Source organism: Archaeoglobus sulfaticallidus PM70-1, from assembly GCF_000385565.1.
Classification (GTDB): Archaea; Halobacteriota; Archaeoglobi; order Archaeoglobales; family Archaeoglobaceae; genus Archaeoglobus_A; species Archaeoglobus_A sulfaticallidus.
The window spans coordinates 275,279-301,706 of record NC_021169.1; the positions used below are offsets into that span (position 1 = coordinate 275,279).

The window sequence follows — 26,428 nt, forward strand, 5'->3', positions numbered from 1 at the left end:
CAATTGAGGTGATGTAATGCCATGGCCCCCTAAAGTGTTTTGGATAAGTTTAGTTTTGTTTTATGGATGGACGGCACTATGTTGGATACTTGAAGCGACTGCAGGGATAAACCATATACCATTGGCACCATTCTGGTATGCGGCGGTGGTTGGAACATTCTTGATACCACTGATAATGTCGATAATATCCTTCTACTTCCCCGAGAAGGCGGAAGAGGCAAGAGGAGTATAGAGGTGTTGTTGTATGGTTGACTCGATTGTAGTTGGTATAACCGTTCTGTATTTTCTCGGTGTTATTGCGATTGGATACTATTCAAGACAGAGGATGAAGAGTGCAACCGACTACTATGTTGCAGGCAGGCAGATAGGCAGTGTGGTCAACGGTCTCGCTCTGGAATCCACATACCTGAGTCCCGCTTCGATGCTCGGATTGCCTGCGTACATATTCATACTAGGTTACCCATTCTGGTGGGCAATGGCGGCAATTATCGCAGGAATGCCAGTTGCCACATTGCTAACAGCTTCAGCTCTGAGGAAGTATGCCCCAACAAGCTTTGCTGATTATTATGTCGATAGATACAACGATGAGAGGCTCAGATGGCTCGTTGGAGTCGTCACAATAATCGGCTCGATACTGTACATAACCCTCTCAATAGTCGGTATGGCACTATTCCTGCTGGCGATTCTCGGAGTCCCGTACATATACGGTATTATCATAGGAACAATAATCGTCATGCTGTATGTCGTATGGGGCGGTATGATTGCCACGAGCTGGAACGCTGCATTCCAAGCAGCTTTGATGACAATAGCAGCTGTTATAGCCGCCATAGCCATAGTTGGTAAGCTTGGTGGTCTTGGGGCATTCTATGATGCGGTTGCTGCGAACAATCCGAAATTCTGGAACACACCATCCGATCCAAACCCACCACATCTGCTTAGTGGCTCGTGGATTGCAATTATTGGATGGTTCTTCGTGTGGCACTATGGATTCGCAACAATGCCATACACAGTCGTCAGATTCTTCACAACGATGGATATCAAGACTGCAAGAAGGAGCATTTTCTGGTGTACACTCGCTGCTGGTATATTCTACATAGCCCTCGAGATAATCGGTGCAGCATCCAAGGTCATGATCGAGACCGGCCCGATGGCAACAGAGGGTGCAAACGCGGTTGTGATCCTCAAGAACTACATGGCACAGTATGGTGTTGGAGGCTGGACGGACTACTCAATGGTCGCAGCAGTTGAGGCACTTCAGAACCCATTCGTTCTCGGTATTCTGGCTGCTGGTGGTCTGGCTATTGCTATGTCCACTGCAGCAGGATGGGTTATGGTCGTTAATGTTATGATGACAAGAGACTGGGGTGACATGCTGCTCAAGAGCAAGTTCGCCAAGGAGAATCCGGTCCTTCTGGCCAGAATTGTTTCAGTGATATTCCTGCTGATAGGTCTGATTGTTGCAGTCAATCCACCCGGACTCGTCTTGGATCTCTCAGGATGGGCATTCGTTGTCATCATATCCGCTCTTGGTCCAGGTTTAATCCTCGGCCTGTGGTGGAAGAGGGCCACCAGAGCTGCTATGTGGACAACCGCGATAGTCATGACAGTCCTTCACCTGTATGCATGGCTCAAGGCCAAGCTCGTGCTCGGACACCACGCGTTCTTCTTCCTCAACGATGTGCTGTATGGCAACCCGAAGGCTCTGATTACACCACACCAAGTCTGGGCCATTCCAGTGGGCTTCCTACTGTTCATAATCGTCTCGCTGATAACCAAGCCAGTTGAGGAAGAGGCTGTGCAGAAGTACTGTGTCGAGCTTACGAAGGAAGTCTGAAGTAAGATCTCACTTTTGAAATTTTTTATTTTTTGAATTTTTATCCATTATCTGAAATATTTATAATCTAAATTACTAAGTTAATGGATTGCTGGCTGACATCTCATCATCCATTGGGGGTCTGCTCACATTCATGATTCTGCCTAAAAACCACTGATGGTCTTCGTGGTATTCAGAATAAATCAGCAAGGGTGAGGATTGGCCAGGCTAATCATCCAGAAATGCATTCAGCTAACAGCCTCAACTACTCTCCTTTTCCAGCCTTCCATACCGCCTTCCAGATACTTATCAAGCGGTTCTGCCATATCCCAGTAGTAATCGAATACGCTGTCCATCCACCTCACAGCCTTTTTATCTTCTGTGATAAATATCGGCGTGAAATACTTGTCCTTTAAAAACATAATCACTCCAATTCTCTCATCGATAACACCAAGCTGAAGCGGTAGATCCAGAACCTTTATCTCCAGCTTCTCTTCAAGCTCCTCTATCGTATCCCTATCGAAATTGGTTTTTTTCGCAGCCTCAATTTCTGCATTAAGTCTGGGGATTACGGTATCAACAGATGATATTACTTTCTCTGTTGCACATTCTTTTCTTTTCTTAAGCATTAGAGCATAAAGGTCTGGATCGATTATCCTGTCTATATACTTCCCGCCCTTCTCAACTCCTGCTATGAGATCGTAGACTAGCCTACTGGTTTCGGTTATGTCAACTTTCTTGCATTCCTTTATGTACCTCACACCAAACCGCATTTCCGGAGGTATTGTAAGGACGAAAGCCGAAGCGATATCCAAATACTCAAACTCAAGCAGATCGTTGATGCATTGAATTGCATCTATGAGGAGAGTTCCTATGGGAGTCAGATATATTTTATCATCATCCTTTCTTATCAAACCCAGAGAGAACATGTTGTTGAGAGATCTGTAAAAAGTCGATGGTGGAAGTCCCAACCCATTTTTAACCAGTTCATTCAGTTTTGAGTGCTCTATCCCATTCTCACCACTATCTCTTATTATTTCAAGCATTTCAATTCTTTTAGGCAGAGATGCTTCTTTGAGCACACTCACGAGCCTATCAAACTCCACACTTCTGGATAATTTACCTAGGTTAAAAATATTTCGTCTTTAGGCTTTGAATTTAACATTGTTAGAATGGATTTCGGGTAAATTATTTAAGATGAACCAGAATATCGAAAACATGGATAGGGTCGTGCTTTCATACTCTGGAGGGTTAGATACAACAGTTTGCATTCCACTGTTAAAAGAAAAATATGGTTTTGATGAGGTAATAACCGTAACAGTTGATATTGGTCAGCCTGAAAAGGAGGTTCTTGAGGCTGAGGAAAGGGGTAAGAGGTACGCGGACAAGCATTACACGGTCGATGCGAAAGAGGACTTCGTTTCAGCCCTTTTCAGGCTAATTAAAGCTAATGGAGATTATGAAGGTTATATTCTCGGAACAGCAATAGCCAGACCTATTATAGCCAAAAAGACTGTTGAAATAGCCTTAAAGGAGAATGCCGTTGCCATAGCTCATGGATGTACGGGTAAGGGTAACGATCAGCTTAGATTTGAGAATGTTTTTCTCCAGTATGGTTTCAGGGTTATAGCCCCGATGAGAGATCTGAACCTAACAAGAGAATGGGAGATCGAGTACGCTAAGGAGAAGAACATAGATATCAAGGCCACAAAAGACAAGCCATACAGCATAGATGAAAACCTCTGGAGCAGAAGTGTTGAGGGCGGGAAACTGGAAAATCCATCGTTTATACCTCCAGAAGAAATCTATGAGTGGACAGTTGATCCAAAGAAGGCTCCTGATGAAGAAGAGATCATAAAGATTGACTTCGAGAAAGGAATTCCCGTATCGATCAACGATGAGAAAATGAAGGGCTACGAACTCATCAGAATGCTGAACGAGATTGGCGGAAAGCATGGGGTTGGCAGAACGGATATGATGGAAGACAGAGTGCTGGGTTTGAAGGCTAGAGAGAATTACGAACATCCTGCAGCAACGATACTGCTCACCGCACACAGAGATCTAGAAAAGCTTGTTCTCAGCAGAAGGGAGTTGAAGTTCAAGAGATTTGTTGAGGAAGAATGGGCGGAGCTTGTTTACTACGGGCTGACAAACGATCCCTTATATAATGCCCTCAACGCGTTCATAGACAAAACACAGGAGAGAGTCACCGGATGGGTTAAGCTGAAGCTTTACAAGGGCAGCGTGATACCTGTCGCAAGGTATTCAGACTACGCGTTATACAGCGAAGAGCTTACATCCTTCGACACAACCTCAATAGATCAAAAGCTCGCAGAGGGATACTCCGCCTTCCACGGATTGCAGGGCAGACTGTACAGGGAGATTATGAGAAACCTAAAAGATTCGGGAAAAGAGAGATAAGTACTTAAAAACAATTTTTTTTATGCAATGGCCGATAAAGATATTGTTGGTGCATCCAAAGGCACCTTTCATGCAGGATAAGAAGCTCACGATCTCTGCAGACTGTGCTTTGGTTGTAAATAAAGAAATCAGTGAGAAATTCGGTAAAGAGGCTCTGATTATTGGCTGTCCGATGCTCGAAGATCCGAGAAGGATGTTTGAGAAGATAAGGCTGATAGTTGATGAATCCAGTGCTGAAGAGATAGAGATATTCTCAATGGAGGTCCCATGCTGCCAAGCCATCCACATGATGGTTGAAAAGGCAAATGAAGAGAGAAAGGAGAAGGGCAAGAGCGAGATTAAGGTTACGAGAAAGATAGTCAGGGTGAATGGAGAAACTGAGGAATACACAGGAGAAGTCGATGAAAGCATGCTGCAGGCCGAGATAAAGGCGCATAGAGGTGGCTGATTATGGGCAAGAGGATGATAATAGCCGTTGATGAGGAGCTCTGCATAGGCTGCGGGAGATGCGTTAACTCCTGCCCAACTTCCGCACTCTATCTGGAAAACGACAAAGCTAAGCTCAGAGATGAAAAGCTGTGTGATGGTTTTGGATCGTGCATAGCCGTCTGCCCATCTCATGCACTATATATAGAGGAGAGAGAAGCAGAGGATTTTGACTGGAGCATACTTTCAAGGATAAATTTTGAGGATTTCTTGGATAAGCTGAGTCTGCACTACAAGCCAGAGGAATTGAGGGCGAAGTAATTCAAATTGGTAATTCAAATATCAACCACAACAAAAGCCTTCCAGAATTCTTTTTCATTTTTAACCTTTTCTATCATAAACTTATGCAAAGTTATTGCTTTTGGCTCGGTTTTGACAATCTCCGGCGAGATCTTCCCCCCTTTCAGCTTAGCTTTCAGTCTTAATTCATCTTCAACATCCTCGATGCTGACATTAACCTCCTTCCCGGCGAAGAAATCTGTGTCAAACAGATACAGCAACTCATTAAGATATCTGAAGAACAACATCTCTATATCCGAATCCTCCATTTCGATAATCTGTTCTCTATCGATACCAACACTCTCAAGCACAGCAAAGGCATCATAAAAAGCCCTTGTAGCGTTCTCGAAAAGCTCTTCAAGGCTGTATCCATAAGCTTCAAAGGCGATGTCAGCTGTATGATTTATCAGCCTGTATCCTTCCATAATCTTTCAACCACTTCAAAAGATAAAACTATGTCGCTCGAATTATCTTCTCTCTGAACAGGTTTTTGAAGTCTTCATTGCTTAGCTTGGCCCTCTTATCAATCCCCTCTAAAACCTTCTTTTTCTCCATGTAAAAGATGCCGATTGGTATTCTCTCCTTCTCCTTGGATTTCTCAATTGCTTCGCTAAAATCAAGTCCGGAATCAGATTCAAGCTCGTAGATTCTCTCGCTGTAGTACTTCCATGTATGGATGTTGTTATATGTTACACAGGGCTGTAAAACCTCGATCAATGCCGATCCCCTGTGGTTGATACCTTTCTTTATTATTTCCTTCAGATGTTCAGGCTTCAGAGCATAGCTCCTAGCAACAAAGGTGTATCCCGATACGATTGCAAGAGTTATCGGGTTGAGTGGATATAGCCTATTAGCCTCTGCCAGAGCTTTGGTTTTCAATCCATAATCCAAGGTTGGTGAGGCCTGTCCCTTAGTTAGCCCGTAAACACCGTTGTTGTGAAGTATAACGGTTATGTCAACATTCTTCCTTCCAAGCGAGACGAAGTGTCCAGCCCCTATTCCAAGCAGATCTCCATCTCCCCCGTTAACCATAACCGTGAGTTCGGGATTAGAGAGCTTTATCCCGACAGCAAACGGAATTGCCCTGCCATGCAGAGTGTGGACGCCGTTAACATTCACAAAGTGAGGTATCTTCCCGGAGCATCCGATTCCTGAAACTAGCACAGTTTTCCTTGGATCGAGGTTTAGCTCCGAAAAAGCCCTGTATATCGCTGAAAGGATGCCAAAGTTTCCACATCCAGCACACCAGTCGATCCAGAGATCGGTTTTGTACTTTTTCAAGATCATGCTATTACCACCCACAATTCACAACAACCCTATTTTCTCCCCTCATTATCCTTTCCACAGCTTCCACAACCTCATTTCTGTAAAAACATCTGCCACTAAACTTCAGAATCGTCCTGTCTATCTTAATCCCACATTCCATGGATATCAGCTTTCCAAGCTGTGCGAGATAGTTCTCCTCCACAAGCACGACCTCGCTGTAATCCCTGATTACAGATTCGATCAATCTGGAAGGAAAAGGGGATAGAAGTTTTATGCTGAGATAGCTTGCAGAAATCCCCTTTTCTTTTAAATCCTTTACCGCATCAACACACGCCCCTTTGGTAAATCCCCACCCGATCAAAAGCAAATCCGATCCCTCTCCATACACCCTCGCCTTAAAATCATCGTCAAGTTCTCTATCGATAAGTTCGAGTTTCTTCATCCTCTTCTCATACATCCTGATTCTGAATTCTGGATCTTCAGTTACATGCCCGAACTCATCGTGCTCACTTCCCGTGTACCACATCACGGATTTGCCAATGAACGATCTTGGCGAGACTGGATATGTATCCCCAAACGAGAACCTCTGATAGCCCTCTTCAGATTCAACATCAGATTCAGCAATTAAACCCCTATCTATCTCTATTTTGCTTATATCTGGTAAGGAAATGGTAGAAATCGAATTTGCAAGGTGTTTATCCAGTAAGTGAATAACTGGAAGCTGATACTTGTCTGCAAGGTTGAAAGCCGAGATCGTGTCGTAGAAGGCTTCTTCATGATCTCCTGACGCAATAACTATTCTCGGAAATTCACCATGCGAGGCAAATAGCGCAAACAGGAGATCACTCTGTGATCCTCTTGTCGGCATTCCCGTACTCGGCCCGGCTCGCTGATAGTATGTTATGACTACCGGCACCTCGTTCATTCCAGCCCATCCCAAAGCCTCTACCATCAGGCTGAATCCCGGGCCACTCGTTGAGGTGGAACTTCTCGCCCCTGTTAGGGCTGAGCCTATTGCAGAGCATATGGCAGAGATCTCATCCTCCATCTGATACACATTACTCATGTGCTTCTCCAGAAACAGGCTCTCATCGCCTGCAGGAGTTATGGGATAGTAGCTCTGAAAATCCATGCCAGCCACGATCTTCGCCATGGCAACGATTTCGTTCCCATTTGCAACTATTCGTTCATCACTCTGCCTTCTTTCGAGCTTGAAAGGTGTACCAAAAACAGACCTAACCTCATCAGATATTTCCTCCACAATGAATATGTTGTGTTCAGCCAGCACCCCTTTAAATCTGGCTTTTATGGACTCTTCAAGCACACTCATTTCCAAGCCTGTAATCCCTGCAATCGATCCTATTAGGATAGAGCTAACATACTTGGATGCTTTCTTTGGCTGAATACTGTACTTTGATTTAAGCTCCAAAAATACCTTTTTGAAATCTATCCCAACCACATTAACCTTTTTTCCGATGTAGTCGATAACGGATTCCACATCATCAAGCCCCAGTTCCTTCAGCTTTCTGGATGTTCTTTCCCTTTCCTTCCTGCCCATCGTTTTTATTGAATCTAATGTTCTATCGTTTGTTGAGAGGTCATATATGAAGTAACCACCTTCTTTGACATCGCTATAATGGAAAAAGACACTCTCCGCATCCATTACCGCTACCAGATCCACCGGAAGACTTAGCGAGAGTGAGTTTTCGGAGACCTTTGTATGTATGTAGCTGTGCCTGCCCTTTATATTCGAATAGTATTCCCTGTTCGACAGCACAGAATAACCCATCAGTGCAAAAGCTCTGGTAAGAATAGTCCCCGCTGACTCCAGTCCAGAACCTTGGGCTCCAGCAATAATTAATTCCATCAGATCCTTTTTTTCTGTATAATATTAAAAGCTTATTAATACCAATTATTAATCCTGCAACCAGTTTAACAATCAGCTAATCAGCAGAGTGCAGCTCCTCATGAACTTCTTCCAGAAAGAACTCCCTGACAATTATGTCATCCTCATGCTCTTCAAGCTCCTCTACGCTGAAGATTGGCATCCTGCATGTCATGCAGTAAACCCATCCTTTCTCAAAGATTTCCCGGGATTTCGTCTCGAAATCGAAGTGTGTGAAATCCTCACAAACATCGTGAAATCTGACTGTCACCTTTCTTTCAACACAGAACCCTATGTAGGAATAAATCTCATGAACGGAAAATTTTGCACATTTTTTGCAAATTTTATCAATTTCCCTCATTATCTACCACTTTGTCTTGAAAAATATATATGCATTTCTACACCCCCACAACTCTCACACAACCAAAAGACATAAATATCATTATTTATCATTGTAGTTAAAAAAGAGACAGAGGTGATAAAATCGTACCAGATAGTGTTTGGAGATGTTAAGAACCCGGAATTCATGGATGCTCTGAGAAGGTGTCTGTATAAGGAAGGCTTAGACTACGACATAACAATGAGAAAGCTTTTTGGGAGGACGGTTTTGATAATACGGATCAGAACTGGAGAGAAATGCTGCAAGAAAATATTCGTCTCTCTAACGCCACCATCATATGAAAGCTCGGACATATATATAAACGGATTCTTTGATGACAGGGTTTACTCAAGCAAAAATGTCTTCTGTGTGGATGCCAGAAAGATTGCCAGAAAGTTCGAGTGCGGTGAGGAGTATCCAATGCTTGGAGCGCTTGCGAGGCTCGGCATATACTCGCTGGCAACAATAATATCGGAGATATACAGGAGTCATAACAGAATAGATGCCCATAAAAGGGTTTTAGCTATTAAAGAGGGATTTAAAGCGATAAAAACACCCGTTTGATCATCTTATATATTTTAATTTCTCAGCAATTCTTTTCAATCTGTTTTTTATCTCAAAGAACCTTGCAGGATGTTCAGATTCCACTATCTCAATCTTCGCATCTGGAGAGACCTCAACCCTCTTCTGTCCATCCGCTATTATCAGCGAATTTCTGTCGGGATAGAGTTCAACTGAGATTCTGCTGTCCCTTTTGACTATCCAGGGCTTCCATCCAAGCTTGAAAGGAGCTATTGGCGTTATCAGGATTGAGAAAAGGTATGGATCAACAATAGGCCCTCCAGTGGATAATGCATAGGCTGTCGATCCTATTGGAGTTGAAAAGAGCATCCCATCTGCTCTGAGATCCTCAATTTCCACACCGTCAACAAGAACACGCATGCCAATGAGCCTTGCAGGCTCTGAGCTTAACACAGCAATCTCGTTGAGGGCTGTATGTGTCCTCTCGCTGTTGATTATGCAATCGAGCCTCATAAAGCTCTCAACCTTCATATCTCCATCGAGAATTCTTCTAAGCCCATCTCTGAAATTGTCAGGCTCTGCATGGGTCAAAATACCAATTCTGCCCTTGTTTATCCCGAAAATTGGTGGAGGGTTTTCAAGGGACTGAAGGATTTGAAGGATCGTGCCATCTCCACCTATACTGATGATGAAATCGTAATCGCTCAGATCGCGAACAGGAAGATGATACAGATCGGTGTAAACCCCATTGTCTTCTAAAAAGCTTGCTACTTCTCTTGCGAGTCCTATCGATCCGTATTTATAGACGATGGCAACCTTCATCGTTCAAACTAGCTTCCCAGTAGATTTATAATTTTGGTGTGCAAAACCGGGTTTGCAACCACTAATGTTAACCTCTCATCCATGCTTATTCTCTTTGAATCCAGTGGATTTCCACGCAGATCCGTTGCCTTTGCCCCTGCAGACTTCGCAATGAAAAGTCCTGCAGAGACATCGTATATCCTCAGCATACCCTTAACATTTCCCCTCGTGTCTATGAAGCAGTCCATGCTTGAATCAGCAACCAGGCAAAGCTCTATGGCTGAGCTTCCGAATATCCTGATCCTCTTGAAACCGTAGTTTCTGTCTGGGTAGTAGAACACAGCATTGCAGATAGATATGTCTTCTTTATTCGAGACCTTTATTTTCTGCTCATTTTTGTATGCAAATCCACTGCTCCATTCTCCCTCAGCATAGTACTCATCGAGGGTTGCGAGGTTTGATACATATGCAAAAAATGCATCTGACAACCTGTCAGATTTTGAGAAGCACATGGAGATGCAGTATAGAGGGATCTTTCTTGTTGCATTGAATGTCCCATCTACGGGATCCAAGGCCACAAAGATGTCCCCTTCTCCAACAACTCCAGCCTCCTCGCTCACAATTTTGAAATCGTATTCTTTTAGGATTGAGATGGCTACATCTTCCGCAACCTTATCAACCTTTTTTGTGGGAGTACCATCTTTGCCCATACCCACATAATCTCTAAGCTCAAAATCGGGAATTTTTTCGATCTTCTTTTTTACCTCATCTCTGATGCTTCTGCAAAGCTCTAAAAAATTAACTTTCATGTTCTGGCTTAGGGTGAGAGGGTTAAAAAACATTGAGGTTTTTGGTGTTCTACTGCTGGTCCTCACTCAGACAGAAAAATGGAGTTTATCTGGAGCCAAGCAAAGCGAATCACAGGACTTATGCGGGAGGCTTTAATAAAAAAGGTTAAAATTACAGGTCGAGATTGTACTTCTTGGCATTTTCATCGGCTATTTTCTGGATGAGGTTTATTATCTCCTGTCCCCTTGGATGCTTAAAGAGGTGCCTGAACCTCCTCTGTATTTTCAGGTACTCCTCAACGGGCTTCCTTTCCTTGATCTTTCTCACCCTCGTCAGCTCGCCATTCTCGAACTCAACTATTGGATACAGAGCAGTCTCATAAGCAAGCTTTGCAGAGGTTATCGTCTGCTTGCCATCAATTCCCCATCCCGTAACGCACGGTGTGTGTATCTGGATGTACTTCGCCCCCTCTATCTCTGCAGCCTTCTTAACCTTCCTCCTTATGTCTGCATGGAACGCCACACTTGCTGAAGCCACATACGGCAGACCATGAGCAACGGCTATCGAGATCATGTCCTTCTTCCTTCCTGTTTTGCCCAGCATGATTGCCCCAGCGGGAGTTGTTGTTGTGTTCGACCCCATCGGAGTTAACCCGCTCTGCTGATTGCCCGTGTTCTGATATGCCTCATTATCCAGACAGATGTATATCACATCGTGATTCCTGTCCATCATTCCCGAGAGCGTTCCTATTCCGATGTCCGCAGTAGCTCCATCTCCAGCGAACACCACAACCTTGCCCTCATCAGTCCTCTTCAATGCCTTCAAGGCAAGCTCTATTCCGGCTGCAACAGCTCCAGCATTCTCGAACAGTGAGTGAATGTAGGGCACACCCCACGCGCTCCTCTCATACTGAGAGCTTATGATCTCCAGGCACCCAGTAGAGTTCGCAACGAAGCACTTGCCCTCAAGGGCATCGAGAACATTTCTGACGGCTATCGCAAGCCCACATCCCGGGCAGGCTCCATGTCCAGAGGCGAAGTAGGTCAAACTATCACCTCCTCGAACTCCTTAACCGTTCCGAAATGGAATCCCTGCTCAACCTTGCCCTCGTAGACATCGGTAATTATCTTCATCAGCTCCTCTCTCGGCACATCTCTCCCACCGAGTCCAACAGCAAATGAGTAGAACTCAGGATTCAGCCCGAACAGGGCACTTTTGACCTCAATACCTACCGGCCCCTCATATCCAAAGGATACAGCCCTCTCAAACACGAGAATCTTGTTCGCGTTCTTCAAAGCCTCCTTTACCTGCTTTGCTGGGAACGGTCTGAAGGTTCTTATCTTTAGCAATCCAACCTTCACTCCATTCTTCCTGAGTTCCTTGACAACATCCCTGACCATCCCTGTCAGAGAGCCCATGGAGACTATCGCAAGTTCAGCATCATCGAGGAACTCTCCAACCACATGTCCGCCCCAGTCCCTTCCAGTAACCTCAGCCCATTCTCTGTAAGTTTCCTCCAGAACATCCAGAGCTCTCATCATGGCCCTCTGCATCACAACCCTGAACTCGGTGTAGCAGTGTGGTGGAGCATAGCATCCAAATGTTAGCGGATTCTTTGTCGTCATGTAGACGGGTGGGTTGTATGGTGGGAGGAAGGAATCAACTGTATCCTGATCGAGGAGATCCACAGGCTCATATGCATGTGTGAGCTTGAAACCATCCATGTTGATCATGAACGGAAGCATCACCTTGCTGTTCTCAGCCACCTTGAAAGCTAATGGTACCATGTCATGTGCTTCCTGGTTGGTTTCAACATGGATCTGAATCAGTCCACCATCTCTCAGAACCATGCTGTCCTGATGGTCGTTCCAGATGCTGAGCGGAGCAGACAAAGCTCTGTTCGTGTTTACCAGAACTATCGGCAACCTCATGCCAGCAGCGTTCAGCAGAACCTCACTCATCAGGATCAATCCCTGAGAGCATGTTGCCGTGAATGTCCTCGCTCCAGCAGCAGAAGCTCCCACCAGAATCGATGCCGCACCAAACTCTGACTCAGCGGTAACATACTCACAACCTTCAAGCTCACCGTTTGAATACATTTTGGCCAGATTTTCAACGATCTCAGTCTGAGGAGTTATCGGATATGCAGCAATAACATTCGGTTTGCAGAGCTTGACAGCATGTGCAATGGAATAAAAACCTCTAACAACCTTTTTCATTCAAAACACCCCTCAATCCTCAACTTTATAAATCTCCTTGAGTTCCATCTTTATTGCATCCGCTGGACATACAGAGAAGCAAACACCACATCCCTTGCAGTAATCGTAATCCGGAACCGCAACCTTGGTATCGCCCTTCTCAACAATAACTATGCAGGCATCAGGACAGAGATGCTCGCATGTTTTGCATGCCGTGCATTTCTCCTCATCAACAACCGGGTATTCTGTCCCCCAGTCCCCAGTTTTCATGTTCTTTGACAGGAGTGGTTTCGATACTCCTCCGAGCGTTACTCGAACTACCATTTGCAGACCTCCTTCATGTAATTATAAGCTTCTGTAATCAGCTTTGCATTTTTTTCCGCAAGCTCACCACTAAACCATTCTCTCACGGTCTCCAATACTGAATCTATCTTTATTATGCCCGTAGCACCCACAAAAGCCCCTACCATGGCTGTGTTTGTGATTGGCCTCCCGAGGTGTTCCATTGCCATTCTTGTGGCGTTTATCGTGTAAACCTCAACATCCACACCCATACTCTCTTTCAGCTCCTCAGGGCCCTTTGGATAGTTGGCGATTATTTTTCCGTCGCTTTTTATACCAGCATCAACCTTTACCGGGCCGATAACAGTTGGATCCATCACAACAACATAATCAGGGTAGTATATCTCATCCCTGCTTACAATTGGTTCATCCGAGAGTCTGAGAAAAGATGCTACCGGAGTGCCTCTTTTCTCAGCACCAAAAGTTGGGAATGAAAGCGTGTAGTATCCATCTTTGAATCCAGCTACTGCAAGCATGTCAGCAGCAGTAACTACACCCTGTCCTCCTCTTCCGTGAAACCTAACCTCAACTAAAATATCTGACACCCCCTGTTCATCTATTTTTCATTTGTATTTAACTTTTATCAAGATAATTTAAAACAATTATTTGTTATAGTTCAAAAAAGCCTCAATCGTTTTCATTATCGCCAGTCTCTCGCTTACAGTAAGGTTATCTATCAAATCCTTCAACTTAGATACCCTTTCGTCGCTGTAATCTCCTTCAAGAATCGCTTTAAAGATGTTGAGCATCTCACTTTCAGATTCTACAGAAATAAGCTCTTCAACCTCTTCTTTCTTCGTGAACAGGTTCAGGATTATGTTCTTGAATATCTCAAGCCTCAGACTCTCGTTCACTGTGTTGTTAGCCTCTTCATCGATTTCAATGAAAGTTTTTATCATTATAAAATACATTTTGGCAATCTCATCTTTCTCCCATTTTCTGATGTTCTTCAGGATGACCTGATCAATCTTATTCTGGACATCCTTCATTCTGTAGACGATATACATGAAGTCCTCAAGACTCTGACTGAAAGAATAACCCTTCTCCCGTTTGGATTCGAAGTACCACAGCCTTCTTATGAACTCGTTTATCGTGTTGTAGTCTATCTGCAAAAACTCCTTCCTCGTTCTGAACATCTCAACAAGCTCAATCCTGTTTGGCAGCACTATATCGTTCAATACGCTCGATAACTCAACGAGCCTCGTAAAAATGAGGTAGAACATTGGAGAGAATATATTACCGGTTTTTTTGAGATTTATCAGCCTATTCATGAACTTCTCATCGAGAACACCCTTCAGTTCCCTTTCAAAATCTTCGAGGTTTCTCATGGTCAGCACAAGTAAAGTCATTGTGATATTTAATTCTTTTTTATTGATTTCGGGATGCTCCTGAAATGCTCTGAAATGCGACCTCATGGCTACACCCCAATAGCTTTTTCAGCTACAACTGCGGAGAATACGAGATTGTCGAAAAGAAAACTTTATTACCGTTCGGTCATAGTCGAAGTATGGATCGACCAATTCTACAGGTGGCCCTCGACCTTCTCGAATTGAAGAGAGCTATTGAGATAGCAAGCGAAGCTATTGAAGGCGGTGCTGACTGGATTGAGGTTGGCACTCCACTGATAAAAAGCGAGGGAATGGATGCTGTAAGGGAGCTTAAAAAGAGGTATAGAGACCATAAAATCGTTGCAGACATGAAAACGATAGATACAGGCGCGATAGAGGTTGAGATGGCAGCAAAGAGCGGTGCAGATATTGTCATAATACTTGCTGCAAGCGATAACTCAACTATCGAGGAGGCCATAAGAGCTGCAAGGAAATATGGTTCAGAGATCATGGTCGATATGATCAATGTAACAAACCCGGTTGAGAGAGCTAAGGAGCTTGAAGAGCTTGGAGTTGACTACATAAACTGTCATATCGGAATAGACCAGCAGATGATGGGAATGGACCCGATAGAGCTACTTAAGGAGATTGCAAAAGCAGTAAGCATACCCGTTGCCGGAGCTGGTGGATTGAACGCTGAAAAGTCTGCTTTGTGTATAACCAAGGGTGCAAAGATTGTTATCGTCGGAAGCAACATCGTGAAATCCAGAAATGTTACAGAGTCAGCAAGAAAGATCAGGAAGGCGATAGATGAGGCCTGGGAGAAAGGTTCTGTTAGTGGAGTAAAGAAGAAGAGTCTGGATGAGGAGATCAGGGAGCTTTTCATGAAGGTTTCAACCCCAAACATAAGCGATGCCATGCACAGAGCCAGGGCTATGATGGATATTCATCCAGTAAACAGGGGCAAGAAAATCGTTGGAAAGGCTGTTACAGTTAGCACGATGGATGGTGACTGGGCAAAGCCGGTAGAGGCGATTGATGTTGCCGGGATGGGAGAGGTTATAGTGATAAAATGCTCTGGAGACACGACCGCAGTCTGGGGTGAGCTTGCGACGAGGAGTTGCCTTAACAAGGGAATCGAGGGCGTTATTATCGATGGAGCAGTGAGAGATGTTGATGATATAAGGAAGCTTGGCTATCCGGTTTTCGCCAAAAGAGAGGTTCCCAACGCTGGAGAGCCAAAGGGATTTGGAGAAATAAATGTAAAGATCGTTTGTGGTGGGATTGAGGTAAATCCCGGAGACTGGATCGTGGCTGATGACAATGGGGTTATGGTCATACCGAAAAAGAGGGCTTATGAGATAGCGAGGAGATCTCTTGAGGTTAAGAAGCATGAGGACAGAATTAGAGGAGAGATAGAGGACAAGGGCAGAACCTTAGCAGATATCGTTGAGCTTTACAAGTGGGAGAAAGTCAGTTAGAGGCGTTAAAGGGGATAGGAATGGCCCTGAGGATGTACAACACATTTACAAAGCAGGAAGAAGAGCTAAAGCTATCTGATACCGTTAAAATTTATGTTTGCGGCATCACAGCCTACGATTACTCACACATAGGGCATGCGAGAAGTGCGGTAGTTTTCGATACGCTCAGGAGATACCTGATGTACCTCGGAAAGAGGGTTGTATATGTCCAGAACTTCACGGATGTTGATGACAAGATAATAAGAAGGGCTGTAAGCGAGGGAAAAACCCAGAAGGAGATTGCCGAGAGATTCATCGAAGAATACCTGAAGGATATGGCTGAGCTGAATGTTATTCCAGCTGATTACCATCCGAAAGTGACCGAGAACATTCCAGATATAATTGCAGCAGTTAAGAAAATAATAGAGAAGGGATATGCTTATGAAGTCGGAGACAATAACAAAGATGTTTACTTCCATGTCCCGAGCTTCTCTGAATACGGTAAACTGTCAGGAATGAGCTTAGAGGAGCTGAACAAACACAGGATAGAGCCCGATCCAAGAAAGAAGGATGTTAAGGATTTCGCACTGTGGAAGGCAGCCAAGGAAGAGGACATCAAAGCTGAATCCGTTTTCGATTCTCCATGGGGAAAAGGCAGACCGGGGTGGCACATCGAGTGCTCGGTTCTGGCGACCAAGTTTCTTGGTGCTCCTTTTGACATCCATGGAGGTGGTAAGGATCTCATCTTTCCACATCACGAGAACGAGAGAGCTCAGAGCTATGCCCTATTCGATGTCGAGCCTGTGAGATACTGGATACACAACGACTTCGTCACCATAAATGGAGAGAAGATGAGCAAGAGCCTTGGCAATATAATAAAGATAAGGGATGTCATCGAGAAGTATGGCGGGGAGGTGCTGAGATACTTCCTGCTCTCAGCCCACTACAGGAGCTCTCTCGATTACTCTGAGAAAGCCATGGAGAGGGCAAGTAAATCATATGAATCGCTAAAGAATGCACTTGAGAACCTCGATATGGAGATTTCAGCCCTCAAAACATTCGAAAGTTACTCTAAAAACTGTGGTGCTGAAGAGGAAAAAGAAATCAGGGAATTCGAGATCAGATTCAGAGAGGCCATGGATGATGACCTGAATACACCAAAAGTTTTGGCAATCCTGCATGAGTTCTCGACATACATCAACAACCTTGTCACACGATGTCAGTCGATAGACACTCTTGAGACAGCTTTTGAGACCTTCAAGAGAGTTTGTGGGGTTCTTGGACTTTTCGAGAAATACGAGAGGGTTCCGGAGCTTAAGGAATTTGTTGATCTAATAAGGGAGAGAGAGCAGGCGAGAAAGGAGAAGAATTTCAGGCGAGCAGATGAAATAAGAGATTTGCTGAAAGAGAGGGGCATACACCTCATCGACACGCCGAGGGGGACGAGGTGGAAAACTGATCGAAGTTACCGTGGGAATGGATAAGTCAGTAAACCGGTAAAACCGAATCATTAAACCTCAACAACTCCAACCTGAGAGATTCTGGCTTTCAGCGTTTTTTCTCCATATTCCTTCAGGATTTCGACATCGCAGTTCGAGAACACGACCTTTCCGAGCATCACCATCGAAGCCAGATAACCCTGTCTCTCCAGGTCTTTTATGATCTCAAGGACCTCATCGTCCATCAGCCCAGTTTTCACAGCAAATTCCTTTGAGATCCTGAACAGATTCTCCATTTCGGGATTTCTCAGGAATGCTTTAAGTGCTTCCTCACCATACCTGTTTATTCTCTGGACAATCTCATCATCCCTTAAGATTTTGGAGGTCTGTATCTCACCAATCACAAGAAAGCTAAGATCATCGTTGAAGAGGTATTTCTCGATTTTAACCATGGATGGTGAGCCTGCAACCTTTCTAACAACCACCCCACCATAGCTCTGACATACCACATCTCCAAGCCCGGTTCTGCTCTCAACCTCACACTCATGCACGATGTCGGTAAGCTCGAAGTACCCTTTTTTGAGTTTCATCTTTTTATTAATCTCGAATGCCGCTGCCAAGCATGCAGCACCGCTGAACCCGAATCCACATCCAACGGGTATCTGGGATTCAAGCTTTAATCCCTGTTTTAGTTCCAAGCCAAGCTTCTCAAATAAAAGCTCGATGGTCGGGAATGAGAAATCCCTGCCGTTCAGCCTTATTCTGTCATCGGATAGTTCAGCCTTAACACCCTTGCTTAAGGTTATCCCAACTCCAGTTGATCCAGACTTTAAGGGATCATCGGAAATTTTTGGAGAGAAAAAAGCTGTGATGCTTGCAGGGGCAAAAAATGTCATAGAACATCTTCAATATATGCTTTCACAATCTTCTCCGCAACCTCGGATTTTAGCCCCTCGTACCATTCCTTTCGCTTCTTCGTTATAACCAGAACCTTCGTATCCGCAGTTCCCATGCCCTTGGATATGACATCGTTCGCCACAACCATCGAAAGCCTGTCATCCAACATCTTCTCGTAGGCGATGTTATACAGCCTATCCTCTCCAACACCGGTTTCTGCTTTAAAGCCTATCACCTCTCCGTCATATATCTCTCTGACCTTATGGAGAATCTTCGGAGCGGCTTTTAGATGCAGTACAAGCTCTTCCTGAGTTTTTATCTTGCTTTCAGCCATCTCGATCGTGAAGTCTGCTGCAGCTGCAGCCGAGACAAACAGATCACAGTCTCTGACATACTCAAGGGACTTCTCGAGCATCTCCTCAACGCTCCAGACGAAAATCTCCTCAAAATCCGGGAGACTCAACCCTCTCGGCTTGGATGTTATGATCTTTATCTCTGCCCCCCTCCTCCAGAGTTCAAGGGCAATTTCATAGCCCATCATCCCTGAGCTTCTGTTGCTGATGAACCTTATCGGATCGATCTGCTCGAATGTTGGGCCGGAGGTGACAACAACCTTTCTACCCGAGAACTCCTTGCCGTAGAGCCTCCTCTCCACATGGAGGCAGATCGTTTCGATGTCTGCGAATTTCGCCTTGTATTCATCATAGCGAGGTTCAACAAAATCCACACCAAGGTTTTTCAGATATTCTATGTTCCTCCTCACAGCCTCATTTTTTATCATGCTCTCGTGCATCGCTGGAGCTATGATGATATGCTTTCCAGAGCCAAGTGCTGTTGTGGCCATCGTTGTTACAGGGGTGTCATCGATTCCGTTCGCTATTTTAGACACGGTATTCGCTGTAGCTGGAGCTATGAGCAGCAGATCTGCAATCCCGTTCTCTCCCAGCAACTCAACATGCTCAACCTTTCCTGTTATCTCGGTAATCACCCTGTTATCTGTAGCAAACTCAAGAGCATAGGGATGTATTATTTTCCGAGCAGATTCGCTCATGACAGCAATAACCTCTGCTCCCCTTCTGATTAGCTCTCTGGCAAGCTTTACAGTCTCAACCGCTGCGATACTTCCGGTAACTCCGAGGACTATCCTCTTCCCCTCAAGCTTCCTGTTCTTTATCCCTCTTATCTTTCGAAGATGCATACTTTCTCACCGCATTTACAAAGGACTCAACATTGCCTGTCTCAATTGCCCTCCTATAGGCAGGTCTTTTTAAAACTTCTTCTATTTTGTTTATCCTGTCCTTAAGCATTTCCAGCTTCCCCTCATCCCTCTCAAAGAACTCGATTTCCTCAACAACCTCAGGTTCTTCAAACTCCATAACGAATTTTCTCGGCTCTTCAACAATTTCCTTCTTCAAAATCCTCTCTCCAGCCTTCTCCCATGAATCCCTCCACGGAGGTCTTTTGCTCAACTCCTTCGAAAAAATCGTCTTCCTTTCAACATTTATTAAATCATACGGGCAGGAGTTCTCACATGCTCCACAGTAAACACAGAAGTCCTCATTGAACTCCACCCTCGACTTGTTTCTGGAAACATACCACACCCTGTTGTACTTGCATATCTTAATGCAAGCAGAACATCCCACCGGATCGCATCTGTACATTCTCGCTTCAAAAAGCGATAGCTTGCCATCAAATGGTTTGATTGTTTTTGCAGCATCATACGGGCAGATTTTCTCGCAGTATGAGCAATGGGAGCATAGCTCCTGATCTATCTCAATCTCAGCTATTTTCTCAGGAAGTTCAAAATCGATCAGCTTCCCTTCAACCTTAATCGCATCCTCAGGACACACCTGCTCGCACAGCTTGCAGTAATCGCACTTTTCCTCATTGATTAGTATGCCTTCATACGGCATTATATCGTAGGGCTGAACCTCCTTTTCAACCATGTTGAAAACTTCACAAAACTCTGCACATATCCCGCAGTAGTTGCACTTCTCGAAATCTATCTCGACCTTCCCGCTTATCCCCTCATTTTTCACGGGAATGTCCTGCCTTGTGATAATCACATTCCTCTTTATCGCAGATGTTGGACAGGCTTTGTAGCATAGAGTACAATCCTTACACTTATCCTCAAACCTGTATGTGTACTTGACGAAAGATATTGGCAGTGAGGATTTCTCCACCTCAACACCATCGATTCTGAACTCAAAGCAGTTGAATGGACAGAATGAGTAGCATATCCCGCAGTAGGCACATTTCGTGTGATCCACAATCACGGGAGGTATATCCAAGCCGAGGGCTATGTCGTGTACCGGGCCGAGTTCAATTGCGTTAACGGGGCAAGCATAAACGCATATGCCACAACCATTGCACTTCTTGTAGTGGTAAAAGAGTTCTCTAACCTCATCTTCACAAATCTGGAAGAACCTGAAGGTTTCATCACTAACCTCAACATCCCTCTTAACTTCCATCTCCATCCCCCAGCTCTTTCTCAATCGCTCCCAACTCCCTAATTTTCCTTACAAAATCGTTGAAGTCGCTGACAATCTCCTTCGCCTCACCAGCAGAGTGCCAGGATGTTGCAACCCTGTCTGGATTGATCCCAACCTCCTTCAAAGCCTCCCTGATAGCATTAACCCTGTCAGATGCTTTATAGTTTCCGTACTTGAAATGGCATTCTCCCATTCTGCATCCCGAAACCATAACTCCATCGATTCCGCTTTTGAGTGCAAAGAGAATCCACTCCGGATCGACTCTACCGGAGCAGAGAGTCCTTATTACCCGTATGTTTGGCTCATACTGCAATTTTGTCGTTCCGGCAAGATCTATGGCACCATAGCTGCAGTACCAGCATGCAAACACCAGTATGAGTGGGAATATCGACTTCTCTTCAGCCAGAGCCATTATCTCAGCCTTGATCTGGGAATCGCTGAAGAATCCCATGTCTATCGCATCAACCGGGCATGCAGAAACACATATACCACACATAACACATGAGTTCGAGTCAACAAACGCTTTCTTGTCAACCATCGAGATCGCGTTGAACCTGCAAACTCTCCTGCAGATCCCACACCCAATGCATTTATCCCTGTCAACAAAGGCAAAATACGGTTCCATTTCTGTTGAGCCTTTCAGCATCATATGGATTGCTTTCGATGCCGAAAGTCCTGCTGAAGCGATTGAGTCCTGAATATCTCTCGGCCCGCTGCTCGTTCCGGCAAGAAATATCCCCCTCACATTTGTCTCGCTCGGTCTGAGCTTTGGATGAACGGCTTCATAAAAACCATCCTCGCCGACAGATATTCCAAGCTTTGTCGCCAGTTCGTTGTTGGCCTCCATCCCGACTGCAAGCACAACCAGATCGAACTCTTTCTCCTCATACTCTCCAGACAGAGTGTTTTCATAGTTGAGCAGGAGGTTGCCATCTTCAACCTCGATAATGTCTGCAACTCTGGCTCTCACGAACCTCACACCTTTCTCCTGAACCCTTCTGAAGAACTCCTCATACATCCTTCCAAAGGCTCTTATGTCGATGTAATAGACATATATCTCCGAGTCAGGATACCTTTCCTTAATCGTAAAAGCGTTCTTCAGGGTTGCCATGCAACAAACCCTGCTGCAGTATCTGTTCGTGTTCTCATCCCTGCTTCCAACGCACTGGATGAACGCTATTCTCTTAGGTATTTTCGAATCTGATGGCCTGAGAAGGATTCCCTGAGTTGGCCCGGAGGCTGATAAAAGCCTTTCCAGTTCAAGGGAGGTTATCACATTCGGGTATCTGCCATAGCCATATTCGGTCTTCTTTCTCGCATCGAAGGCTTTGAAGCCTGTAGCCACGATTATCGTCCCGACATTTATCTCAATCTCTTCAGCCTTCTGATTGAAGTCAATTGCCTCAGGCTCACAGGCTTTCTCGCAGAGTCTGCATCCAATGCAGTGCTCCCAGTCTATTGAGGCGTAAAGCGGTGTGGACTGAGGTATCGGTATGTAGATAGCTTTCCTCGTCCCGATCGTATAATCGAACTCGTTGGGAACCTCCACCGGGCAGACTGAACTGCAATCGTCGATGCAGCCTTTGCATTTCGATGTGTCAACATACCTCGGATACTTTATCACGCTAACCCTGAAATCTCCCGAACTGCCCGTTACGCTCTTAACTTCAGCACTGGTTATAACCTCTATGTTAGGGTGGTTCCACACCTCGCTCATCTTGGGGGCGAGAATGCAGATGGAGCAGTCGTTTGTTGGAAATACCTCATTCAGCGTTGCCATGTGGCCGCCAATGGTTGGTCTTTTTTCGACAAGATAGACCTTTATTCCAGAATCTGCTATGTTCAGAGCAGCCTCTATGCCAGCAATACCTCCACCGATGACAAGGGCGGATTTCTTTACGGGCTTATCAACTCTCTCCAGAGGCTTAAGCTCTCTCGCCTTCGCAACCGCCATCCTTATCAGGTCTTTTGCTTTTATCGTTGCAAGCTGCGGTGTTCTGGAGTGAACCCACGAGCACTGCTCCCTTATGTTCGCCATAACGACCATGTAGGGGTTTATTCCGGCTCTTAACGCTACATTTCTGAATGTGTGCTCATGCAGCTTCGGACTGCAGGCTGAGACAACTATCCTGTCAAGGTTGTGTTCTTTAATCGCATTGATTATCTCTTCCTGAGCTGAATCGGAACATGAATACTTAATATCAGCAGAATAAACAACTCCATCGAGCTTTTTCGCATAATCTACGAGGGCATCGATGTCGATTACCCTTGCAATGTTCAGACCACAGTGACATATGAAAACACCTATTCGCATTGTATCACCATATGCATGCTGCCATTTTGGGCAACCATTTTGGGTAACCAGCAAAAGTTAAAATAACAACTGTTTAAATTTTTTTGTGGAATTGATTGCGATAAGCGTTTATGGACTCGACAGGAAGGGAATAGTGAAAAACATATCCGGTGTGCTTGCAGAGAACAATGTGAACATCGTTGATATCGAACAGAGTGTGCTGCAAGGAGTATTTACGATGTTCCTGATCGCGGATGTCTCCAGATGCAGGATTGATCTCGACGAGCTAATTACTCAGCTCAAAGAGTCTGGCAGAGAAGTGGGAGTTAATGTGGATGTCTCACCATTCAAAAGACCTGAAACGAAAAAAAAGAATCTCTACATCGTTACTGTGCTTGGCGAGGACAAGGTAGGCATAGTCCACAGAATTTCATCATTCTTCTACGAGATGGGAATAAATATCGAGAGAACCAATTTGACTGCAAGAGATAAGCTGATAGCGATCGATTTCGTTGTGGATCTGGATGATGAGGGGGCAAAGAAGAAAATCAAGGAGTTCATAGAGGGTATAGGGATGGATGTTGTGATAAGGCCGTACAGGGAGGAAAAGAGCAAAAGGCTGATCGTTTTCGACATGGATTCGACAATAGTTGATGCCGAGATAATAGACGAGCTTGCAAAGGTTGCCGGGGTGGAGGAAGAGGTTAAAAGGCTCACAGCCAAAGCAATGGAGGGGGAGCTTGACTTCAAGTCGGCCCTGAAGGAGAGGGTCAAGCTTCTGAAAGGTCTGCCTGTGGAGGTGCTTGAGAAAATTTACAATGAAATAAAACTCACGGATGGGGCTAAAGAGCTGATAAAAAGCCTGAAGGAATCTGGATATGTTGTGGCAGTGGTCAGCGGTGGTTTTTCATACTTCACGGACAGGCTGAAAGAGGAACTTGGCTTGGATTACGCCTTCGGAAATGAGCTTGAAATCGAGAATGGCAGGCTAACGGGAAGGCTGAAGGGCAGAATAATAGATGCTGTTGAGAAGGCAAGGATAATCGAGGAGATAGCGAAGAAAGAAGGGATTGCAAAGGAAAACATAGTGGCTGTGGGTGATGGGGCAAACGACAAGATAATGATCGAGAATGCCGGGCTGGGAATAGCCTTCAACGCCAAAAAAGCCCTTAAAGAGGTTGCTGATGGCAGCATCTCGAAAGAAAATCTGATAGGGATAGCCAGTGTGTTAAAGCTGAAAAACGAGTTCAAGAAGAGGTTTTAAATCAGTTCACACTCTTGCTCTCCATTAAATAGGATATCATCTTGTCTATTTTCTCTATCTCCTCCATGAGCTTCTCCTTCGCAACCGTGCTGTCGAGGTAGTCGAGAGGTGCTCCACATCTGGGGCACATAAAGTTCATCTCCATCGCTGCTTCATACTTAACCTTCACACACCCATTTATGCAGATGTAATAGACGGCAGAATCCTCCATCTCGAGCTTTGCTTCGAGTTTTCTCTTTGTCTTCAGAAGCTCTCTCAGCACGATGTCCCTCTCCCTATCATAGTTGATTTTCCAGTAGTACTCCATCCATCCGGTCTCTTCATCCCTTTTCCTTCTGTATTCTGCAATCCCAATCTCATAAAGAGAGAACAGAGCTTTTCTGACTTCATTGATCTCTATACCAAGTTCCTGAGAAATCTCTTCATCCGTGAACTCTCTCTGCGGGCGGAGAGTATAAACCACAAGACCTACCTCTCCGGCAACCCTTTCTATAAGTTCTGCAATCAGCTCATCACTCTGCAGTTCCACAATTCTTTCATATTTAACTTATCCTTATTTAATTTTGCGGAAAGTTAAGAGGATTGTTGGAGTGATCCCTCTAATTACTAAATAATTTTTGCTATAGATAAAAGACTGGACATTATTTGGATAGACAATTGAAGAACGAATAACTATTTATAATACCATCGCGAATATTCAATTGCTCATTGGTCGAGCGAGAGGCAAGTGAATCTGAATAAATGAAAAGGGAGTGATGTCTGTGAAGGCACCGAGTGATACAACAAAATACCTTGTTTATGCTGAAATCACAGCTGAAGGTGTTGTTGAGAGGCCTGATGTGGTCGGGGCTATATTCGGACAGACAGAAGGACTACTTGGCGATGAACTGGATCTGAGAGAGCTTCAGAAAACTGGAAGGATAGGAAGAATAGAAGTGAAAATAGAGAGCAGGGGGGGAAAGAGTTTTGGTGAGATAAAGATCCCGTCAAGTCTAGATAAGGTTGAGACGGCCATACTTGCCGCTGCTCTGGAGACGATAGAGAGAGTCGGTCCGTGCACAGCGAAGATAAAGATAAAGAAGATAGAGGATGTCAGGGCTACGAAGAGGAAGAAAATAGTCGAGAGGGCTAAGGAGATGCTGAAGAGTTTGTTCGAGGAACCAGAGATAGAATCAGAGAAGATCGGAGAGCTTGTGAGACAAGCAGCGAGGGCTGAGGAGATTACCGAGTATGGTGAGGAGAAGCTACCTGCAGGCCCCTCTGTTGATGAATCCGATGCAATTATAGTTGTTGAAGGTAGAGCAGATGTTTTGAATTTGCTTAAATGTGGTATAAGGAATGTAATAGCTGTAGAAGGAACGAATGTTCCCAAAACGATAATAGAGCTTAGCAAGAAGAAGACCGTTACCGCATTCCTTGATGGAGATAGAGGCGGTGACCTGATACTCAAGGAACTGCTACAGGTTGCAGAGATAGACTATGTCGCAAAAGCTCCTGAAGGAAAGGGTGTTGAGGATCTAACCCAGAAAGAGATCGTTAAGGCTTTGAGGAACAAGGTTCCAGTCGAACAGATTCACCTCATAAAGATGAGGGACAGCAAGTCCAAAAGGCTGGAGAGAGAAAAGGATGAGGTCAAGGAAATCAAGGAGATCCGGGAAACGAGGGAGGCTGAGGAGAAAGAGAAGGCTGAAGAGGCCGAAGAGGAAAAAGAAGAGGGCAAGAAGTTCTTTGATCCAAAGGAGCTGTTCAGAAAGCACAAGAGAGAGGTAGAGGGAAAACTTATAGCGAGGATTCTTGAAAACGACACACTCGTTAAGGAGATTCCCGTGAGAGATCTCGTCAAGACACTGAAGACGAACAACATAAAGGGAGATACTATAGTTTTTGATGGTGTCATAACTCAGAGGGTAATTGATCTGGCTGTAATGAGAAATATAAGCTACCTTGTAGGAGTTAGACTGGGTAGCGTTGTCAAAATCCCGACCAGTATCAGGGTTATCACATTTGATGAAATATAACCCTTAATTTTTATTTTTTATACTTCTAAATTTTAGCTATTCTTAGCTGTTGGTTT

At 44.7% G+C, this 26,428-nt stretch carries 27 protein-coding genes; 10 read left to right on the forward strand and 17 right to left on the reverse strand.

Annotated elements, in window-relative coordinates; all coding sequences use genetic code 11:
• The first annotated feature begins 16 nt into the window (after positions 1–16).
• On the forward strand, positions 17–232 hold the full coding sequence (locus tag ASULF_RS01545) for a hypothetical protein (protein WP_015589939.1): 216 nt from the start codon (positions 17–19) through the stop codon (positions 230–232).
• 12 nt (positions 233–244) lie between these two features.
• Positions 245–1,834 carry a sodium:solute symporter family protein gene (locus tag ASULF_RS01550; protein ID WP_015589940.1) on the forward strand — a complete coding sequence of 530 codons (1,590 nt, stop codon included), beginning with the start codon at positions 245–247 and terminating at the stop codon, positions 1,832–1,834.
• 227 nt (positions 1,835–2,061) lie between these two features.
• Here ASULF_RS01550 and ASULF_RS01555 read toward each other — a convergent pair whose 3' ends face one another.
• Positions 2,062–2,919, reverse strand: coding sequence for a transcriptional regulator FilR1 domain-containing protein (locus ASULF_RS01555; RefSeq protein ID WP_015589941.1), 858 nt, complete (start codon positions 2,917–2,919; stop codon positions 2,062–2,064).
• A gap of 112 nt (positions 2,920–3,031) precedes the next feature.
• Between ASULF_RS01555 and ASULF_RS01560 the strand changes: the two genes are divergently transcribed.
• The 3 genes from ASULF_RS01560 (at position 3,032) to ASULF_RS01570 (ending at position 4,981) form a co-directional block, all read left to right on the forward strand.
• Positions 3,032–4,234: an argininosuccinate synthase gene (locus tag ASULF_RS01560; protein WP_015589942.1), complete on the forward strand. Its 1,203-nt coding sequence runs from the start codon at positions 3,032–3,034 to the stop codon at positions 4,232–4,234.
• 70 nt (positions 4,235–4,304) lie between these two features.
• Positions 4,305–4,682 carry a hypothetical protein gene (locus ASULF_RS01565; RefSeq protein ID WP_236609697.1) on the forward strand — a complete coding sequence of 126 codons (378 nt, stop codon included), beginning with the start codon at positions 4,305–4,307 and terminating at the stop codon, positions 4,680–4,682.
• Between the two features lie 2 nt (positions 4,683–4,684).
• The gene (locus tag ASULF_RS01570; protein ID WP_015589944.1) at positions 4,685–4,981 is read left to right on the forward strand and encodes an ATP-binding protein; all 297 of its coding nucleotides are present in this window, start codon (positions 4,685–4,687) and stop codon (positions 4,979–4,981) included.
• 14 nt (positions 4,982–4,995) lie between these two features.
• Here ASULF_RS01570 and ASULF_RS01575 read toward each other — a convergent pair whose 3' ends face one another.
• The 4 genes from ASULF_RS01575 to ASULF_RS01590 all read right to left on the reverse strand — a co-directional run bounded on the left by ASULF_RS01575 (position 4,996) and on the right by ASULF_RS01590 (position 8,511).
• Positions 4,996–5,424, reverse strand: a complete 429-nt coding sequence (locus ASULF_RS01575; RefSeq protein WP_015589945.1) for an archease — start codon at positions 5,422–5,424, stop codon at positions 4,996–4,998.
• A 28-nt stretch (positions 5,425–5,452) separates the two neighbouring features.
• The gene (locus ASULF_RS01580) at positions 5,453–6,286 is read right to left on the reverse strand and encodes a thiamine pyrophosphate-dependent enzyme (protein ID WP_015589946.1); all 834 of its coding nucleotides are present in this window, start codon (positions 6,284–6,286) and stop codon (positions 5,453–5,455) included.
• Between the two features lie 4 nt (positions 6,287–6,290).
• Positions 6,291–8,132 carry a 2-oxoacid:ferredoxin oxidoreductase subunit alpha gene (locus ASULF_RS01585; protein WP_015589947.1) on the reverse strand — a complete coding sequence of 614 codons (1,842 nt, stop codon included), beginning with the start codon at positions 8,130–8,132 and terminating at the stop codon, positions 6,291–6,293.
• 76 nt (positions 8,133–8,208) lie between these two features.
• Entirely contained in the window at positions 8,209–8,511 is a 303-nt protein-coding gene (locus ASULF_RS01590) for a hypothetical protein (RefSeq protein ID WP_015589948.1), read from the reverse strand.
• 114 nt (positions 8,512–8,625) lie between these two features.
• Between ASULF_RS01590 and ASULF_RS01595 the strand changes: the two genes are divergently transcribed.
• Positions 8,626–9,093 carry a hypothetical protein gene (locus tag ASULF_RS01595; protein WP_015589949.1) on the forward strand — a complete coding sequence of 156 codons (468 nt, stop codon included), beginning with the start codon at positions 8,626–8,628 and terminating at the stop codon, positions 9,091–9,093.
• Here ASULF_RS01595 and ASULF_RS01600 read toward each other — a convergent pair whose 3' ends face one another.
• The 7 genes from ASULF_RS01600 to ASULF_RS01630 form a co-directional block, all read right to left on the reverse strand.
• Entirely contained in the window at positions 9,094–9,873 is a 780-nt protein-coding gene (locus ASULF_RS01600) for an NAD(+)/NADH kinase (RefSeq protein WP_015589950.1), read from the reverse strand. It abuts the gene before it with no gap.
• A gap of 8 nt (positions 9,874–9,881) precedes the next feature.
• The gene (locus tag ASULF_RS01605) at positions 9,882–10,661 is read right to left on the reverse strand and encodes an inositol monophosphatase family protein (protein ID WP_015589951.1); all 780 of its coding nucleotides are present in this window, start codon (positions 10,659–10,661) and stop codon (positions 9,882–9,884) included.
• Between the two features lie 151 nt (positions 10,662–10,812).
• The gene (locus tag ASULF_RS01610) at positions 10,813–11,688 is read right to left on the reverse strand and encodes a thiamine pyrophosphate-dependent enzyme (RefSeq protein WP_015589952.1); all 876 of its coding nucleotides are present in this window, start codon (positions 11,686–11,688) and stop codon (positions 10,813–10,815) included.
• Positions 11,685–12,860, reverse strand: a complete 1,176-nt coding sequence (locus tag ASULF_RS01615; RefSeq protein ID WP_015589953.1) for a transketolase C-terminal domain-containing protein — start codon at positions 12,858–12,860, stop codon at positions 11,685–11,687. The genes ASULF_RS01610 and ASULF_RS01615 overlap by 4 nt, the downstream gene beginning before the upstream one ends.
• Before the next feature lie 12 nt (positions 12,861–12,872).
• On the reverse strand, positions 12,873–13,163 hold the full coding sequence (locus ASULF_RS01620; RefSeq protein ID WP_015589954.1) for a 4Fe-4S binding protein: 291 nt from the start codon (positions 13,161–13,163) through the stop codon (positions 12,873–12,875).
• A complete protein-coding gene (locus ASULF_RS01625) occupies positions 13,157–13,726 on the reverse strand; it encodes a pyruvate ferredoxin oxidoreductase subunit gamma (RefSeq protein WP_015589955.1) in 570 nt (189 codons plus the stop codon). The genes ASULF_RS01620 and ASULF_RS01625 overlap by 7 nt, the downstream gene beginning before the upstream one ends.
• A 57-nt stretch (positions 13,727–13,783) precedes the next feature.
• On the reverse strand, positions 13,784–14,596 hold the full coding sequence (locus tag ASULF_RS01630) for a hypothetical protein (RefSeq protein ID WP_015589956.1): 813 nt from the start codon (positions 14,594–14,596) through the stop codon (positions 13,784–13,786).
• Positions 14,597–14,688: 92 nt separating this feature from the next.
• On the opposite strand from ASULF_RS01630, the gene hxlA reads away from it, so the two are divergent.
• Complete coding sequence (gene hxlA, locus ASULF_RS01635; protein WP_015589957.1) at positions 14,689–15,990, forward strand: 3-hexulose-6-phosphate synthase; 1,302 nt, start codon at positions 14,689–14,691, stop codon at positions 15,988–15,990.
• A 20-nt stretch (positions 15,991–16,010) separates the two neighbouring features.
• A complete protein-coding gene (gene cysS, locus ASULF_RS01640; protein ID WP_015589958.1) occupies positions 16,011–17,453 on the forward strand; it encodes a cysteine--tRNA ligase in 1,443 nt (480 codons plus the stop codon).
• A gap of 26 nt (positions 17,454–17,479) precedes the next feature.
• On the opposite strand, the gene ASULF_RS01645 is transcribed toward cysS, so the two are convergent.
• The 4 genes from ASULF_RS01645 to hdrA2 are packed head-to-tail and all read right to left on the reverse strand — an operon-like array spanning position 17,480 to position 23,111.
• Positions 17,480–18,304, reverse strand: a complete 825-nt coding sequence (locus ASULF_RS01645) for a pantoate kinase (protein ID WP_015589959.1) — start codon at positions 18,302–18,304, stop codon at positions 17,480–17,482.
• A complete protein-coding gene (coaBC, locus tag ASULF_RS01650; RefSeq protein ID WP_015589960.1) occupies positions 18,301–19,503 on the reverse strand; it encodes a bifunctional phosphopantothenoylcysteine decarboxylase/phosphopantothenate--cysteine ligase CoaBC in 1,203 nt (400 codons plus the stop codon). Before coaBC ends, ASULF_RS01645 begins: the two co-directional genes overlap by 4 nt.
• Positions 19,460–20,776, reverse strand: a complete 1,317-nt coding sequence (locus ASULF_RS01655; protein ID WP_015589961.1) for a 4Fe-4S binding protein — start codon at positions 20,774–20,776, stop codon at positions 19,460–19,462. The genes coaBC and ASULF_RS01655 overlap by 44 nt, the downstream gene beginning before the upstream one ends.
• Positions 20,766–23,111 (reverse strand): CoB-CoM heterodisulfide reductase HdrA2, encoded by a 2,346-nt coding sequence (gene hdrA2, locus ASULF_RS01660; RefSeq protein ID WP_015589962.1) that lies wholly within the window; start codon positions 23,109–23,111, stop codon positions 20,766–20,768. The genes ASULF_RS01655 and hdrA2 overlap by 11 nt, the downstream gene beginning before the upstream one ends.
• Before the next feature lie 85 nt (positions 23,112–23,196).
• Between hdrA2 and serB the strand changes: the two genes are divergently transcribed.
• Positions 23,197–24,354, forward strand: a complete 1,158-nt coding sequence (serB, locus tag ASULF_RS01665; RefSeq protein WP_015589963.1) for a phosphoserine phosphatase SerB — start codon at positions 23,197–23,199, stop codon at positions 24,352–24,354.
• A gap of 1 nt (position 24,355) precedes the next feature.
• On the opposite strand, the gene tfe is transcribed toward serB, so the two are convergent.
• Positions 24,356–24,883, reverse strand: a complete 528-nt coding sequence (tfe, locus tag ASULF_RS01670) for a transcription factor E (RefSeq protein ID WP_015589964.1) — start codon at positions 24,881–24,883, stop codon at positions 24,356–24,358.
• A gap of 226 nt (positions 24,884–25,109) precedes the next feature.
• Between tfe and dnaG the strand changes: the two genes are divergently transcribed.
• A complete protein-coding gene (dnaG, locus tag ASULF_RS01675; protein WP_015589965.1) occupies positions 25,110–26,372 on the forward strand; it encodes a DNA primase DnaG in 1,263 nt (420 codons plus the stop codon).
• The last annotated feature ends 56 nt before the right edge of the window (positions 26,373–26,428 follow it).

Bases quoted from the DNA above. Each gene is read 5' to 3' on its own strand.
- coaBC (WP_015589960.1), bottom strand. From the start codon at position 19,503: ATGCATCTTCGAAAGATAAGAGGGATAAAGAACAGGAAGCTTGAGGGG.
- ASULF_RS01615 (WP_015589953.1), bottom strand. From the start codon at position 12,860: ATGAAAAAGGTTGTTAGAGGTTTTTATTCCATTGCACATGCTGTCAAG.
- dnaG (WP_015589965.1), top strand. From the start codon at position 25,110: ATGTCTGTGAAGGCACCGAGTGATACAACAAAATACCTTGTTTATGCT.
- ASULF_RS01620 (WP_015589954.1), bottom strand. From the start codon at position 13,163: ATGGTAGTTCGAGTAACGCTCGGAGGAGTATCGAAACCACTCCTGTCA.
- ASULF_RS01575 (WP_015589945.1), bottom strand. From the start codon at position 5,424: ATGGAAGGATACAGGCTGATAAATCATACAGCTGACATCGCCTTTGAA.
- ASULF_RS01645 (WP_015589959.1), bottom strand. From the start codon at position 18,304: ATGACATTTTTTGCCCCTGCAAGCATCACAGCTTTTTTCTCTCCAAAA.
- ASULF_RS01630 (WP_015589956.1), bottom strand. From the start codon at position 14,596: ATGAGGTCGCATTTCAGAGCATTTCAGGAGCATCCCGAAATCAATAAA.
- ASULF_RS01605 (WP_015589951.1), bottom strand. From the start codon at position 10,661: ATGAAAGTTAATTTTTTAGAGCTTTGCAGAAGCATCAGAGATGAGGTA.
- hxlA (WP_015589957.1), top strand. From the start codon at position 14,689: ATGGATCGACCAATTCTACAGGTGGCCCTCGACCTTCTCGAATTGAAG.
- ASULF_RS01550 (WP_015589940.1), top strand. From the start codon at position 245: ATGGTTGACTCGATTGTAGTTGGTATAACCGTTCTGTATTTTCTCGGT.
- ASULF_RS01585 (WP_015589947.1), bottom strand. From the start codon at position 8,132: ATGGAATTAATTATTGCTGGAGCCCAAGGTTCTGGACTGGAGTCAGCG.
- ASULF_RS01565 (WP_236609697.1), top strand. From the start codon at position 4,305: ATGCAGGATAAGAAGCTCACGATCTCTGCAGACTGTGCTTTGGTTGTA.
- ASULF_RS01590 (WP_015589948.1), bottom strand. From the start codon at position 8,511: ATGAGGGAAATTGATAAAATTTGCAAAAAATGTGCAAAATTTTCCGTT.
- ASULF_RS01560 (WP_015589942.1), top strand. From the start codon at position 3,032: ATGGATAGGGTCGTGCTTTCATACTCTGGAGGGTTAGATACAACAGTT.
- ASULF_RS01545 (WP_015589939.1), top strand. From the start codon at position 17: ATGCCATGGCCCCCTAAAGTGTTTTGGATAAGTTTAGTTTTGTTTTAT.
- ASULF_RS01570 (WP_015589944.1), top strand. From the start codon at position 4,685: ATGGGCAAGAGGATGATAATAGCCGTTGATGAGGAGCTCTGCATAGGC.
- hdrA2 (WP_015589962.1), bottom strand. From the start codon at position 23,111: ATGCGAATAGGTGTTTTCATATGTCACTGTGGTCTGAACATTGCAAGG.
- ASULF_RS01580 (WP_015589946.1), bottom strand. From the start codon at position 6,286: ATGATCTTGAAAAAGTACAAAACCGATCTCTGGATCGACTGGTGTGCT.
- ASULF_RS01600 (WP_015589950.1), bottom strand. From the start codon at position 9,873: ATGAAGGTTGCCATCGTCTATAAATACGGATCGATAGGACTCGCAAGA.
- cysS (WP_015589958.1), top strand. From the start codon at position 16,011: ATGGCCCTGAGGATGTACAACACATTTACAAAGCAGGAAGAAGAGCTA.
- ASULF_RS01655 (WP_015589961.1), bottom strand. From the start codon at position 20,776: ATGGAAGTTAAGAGGGATGTTGAGGTTAGTGATGAAACCTTCAGGTTC.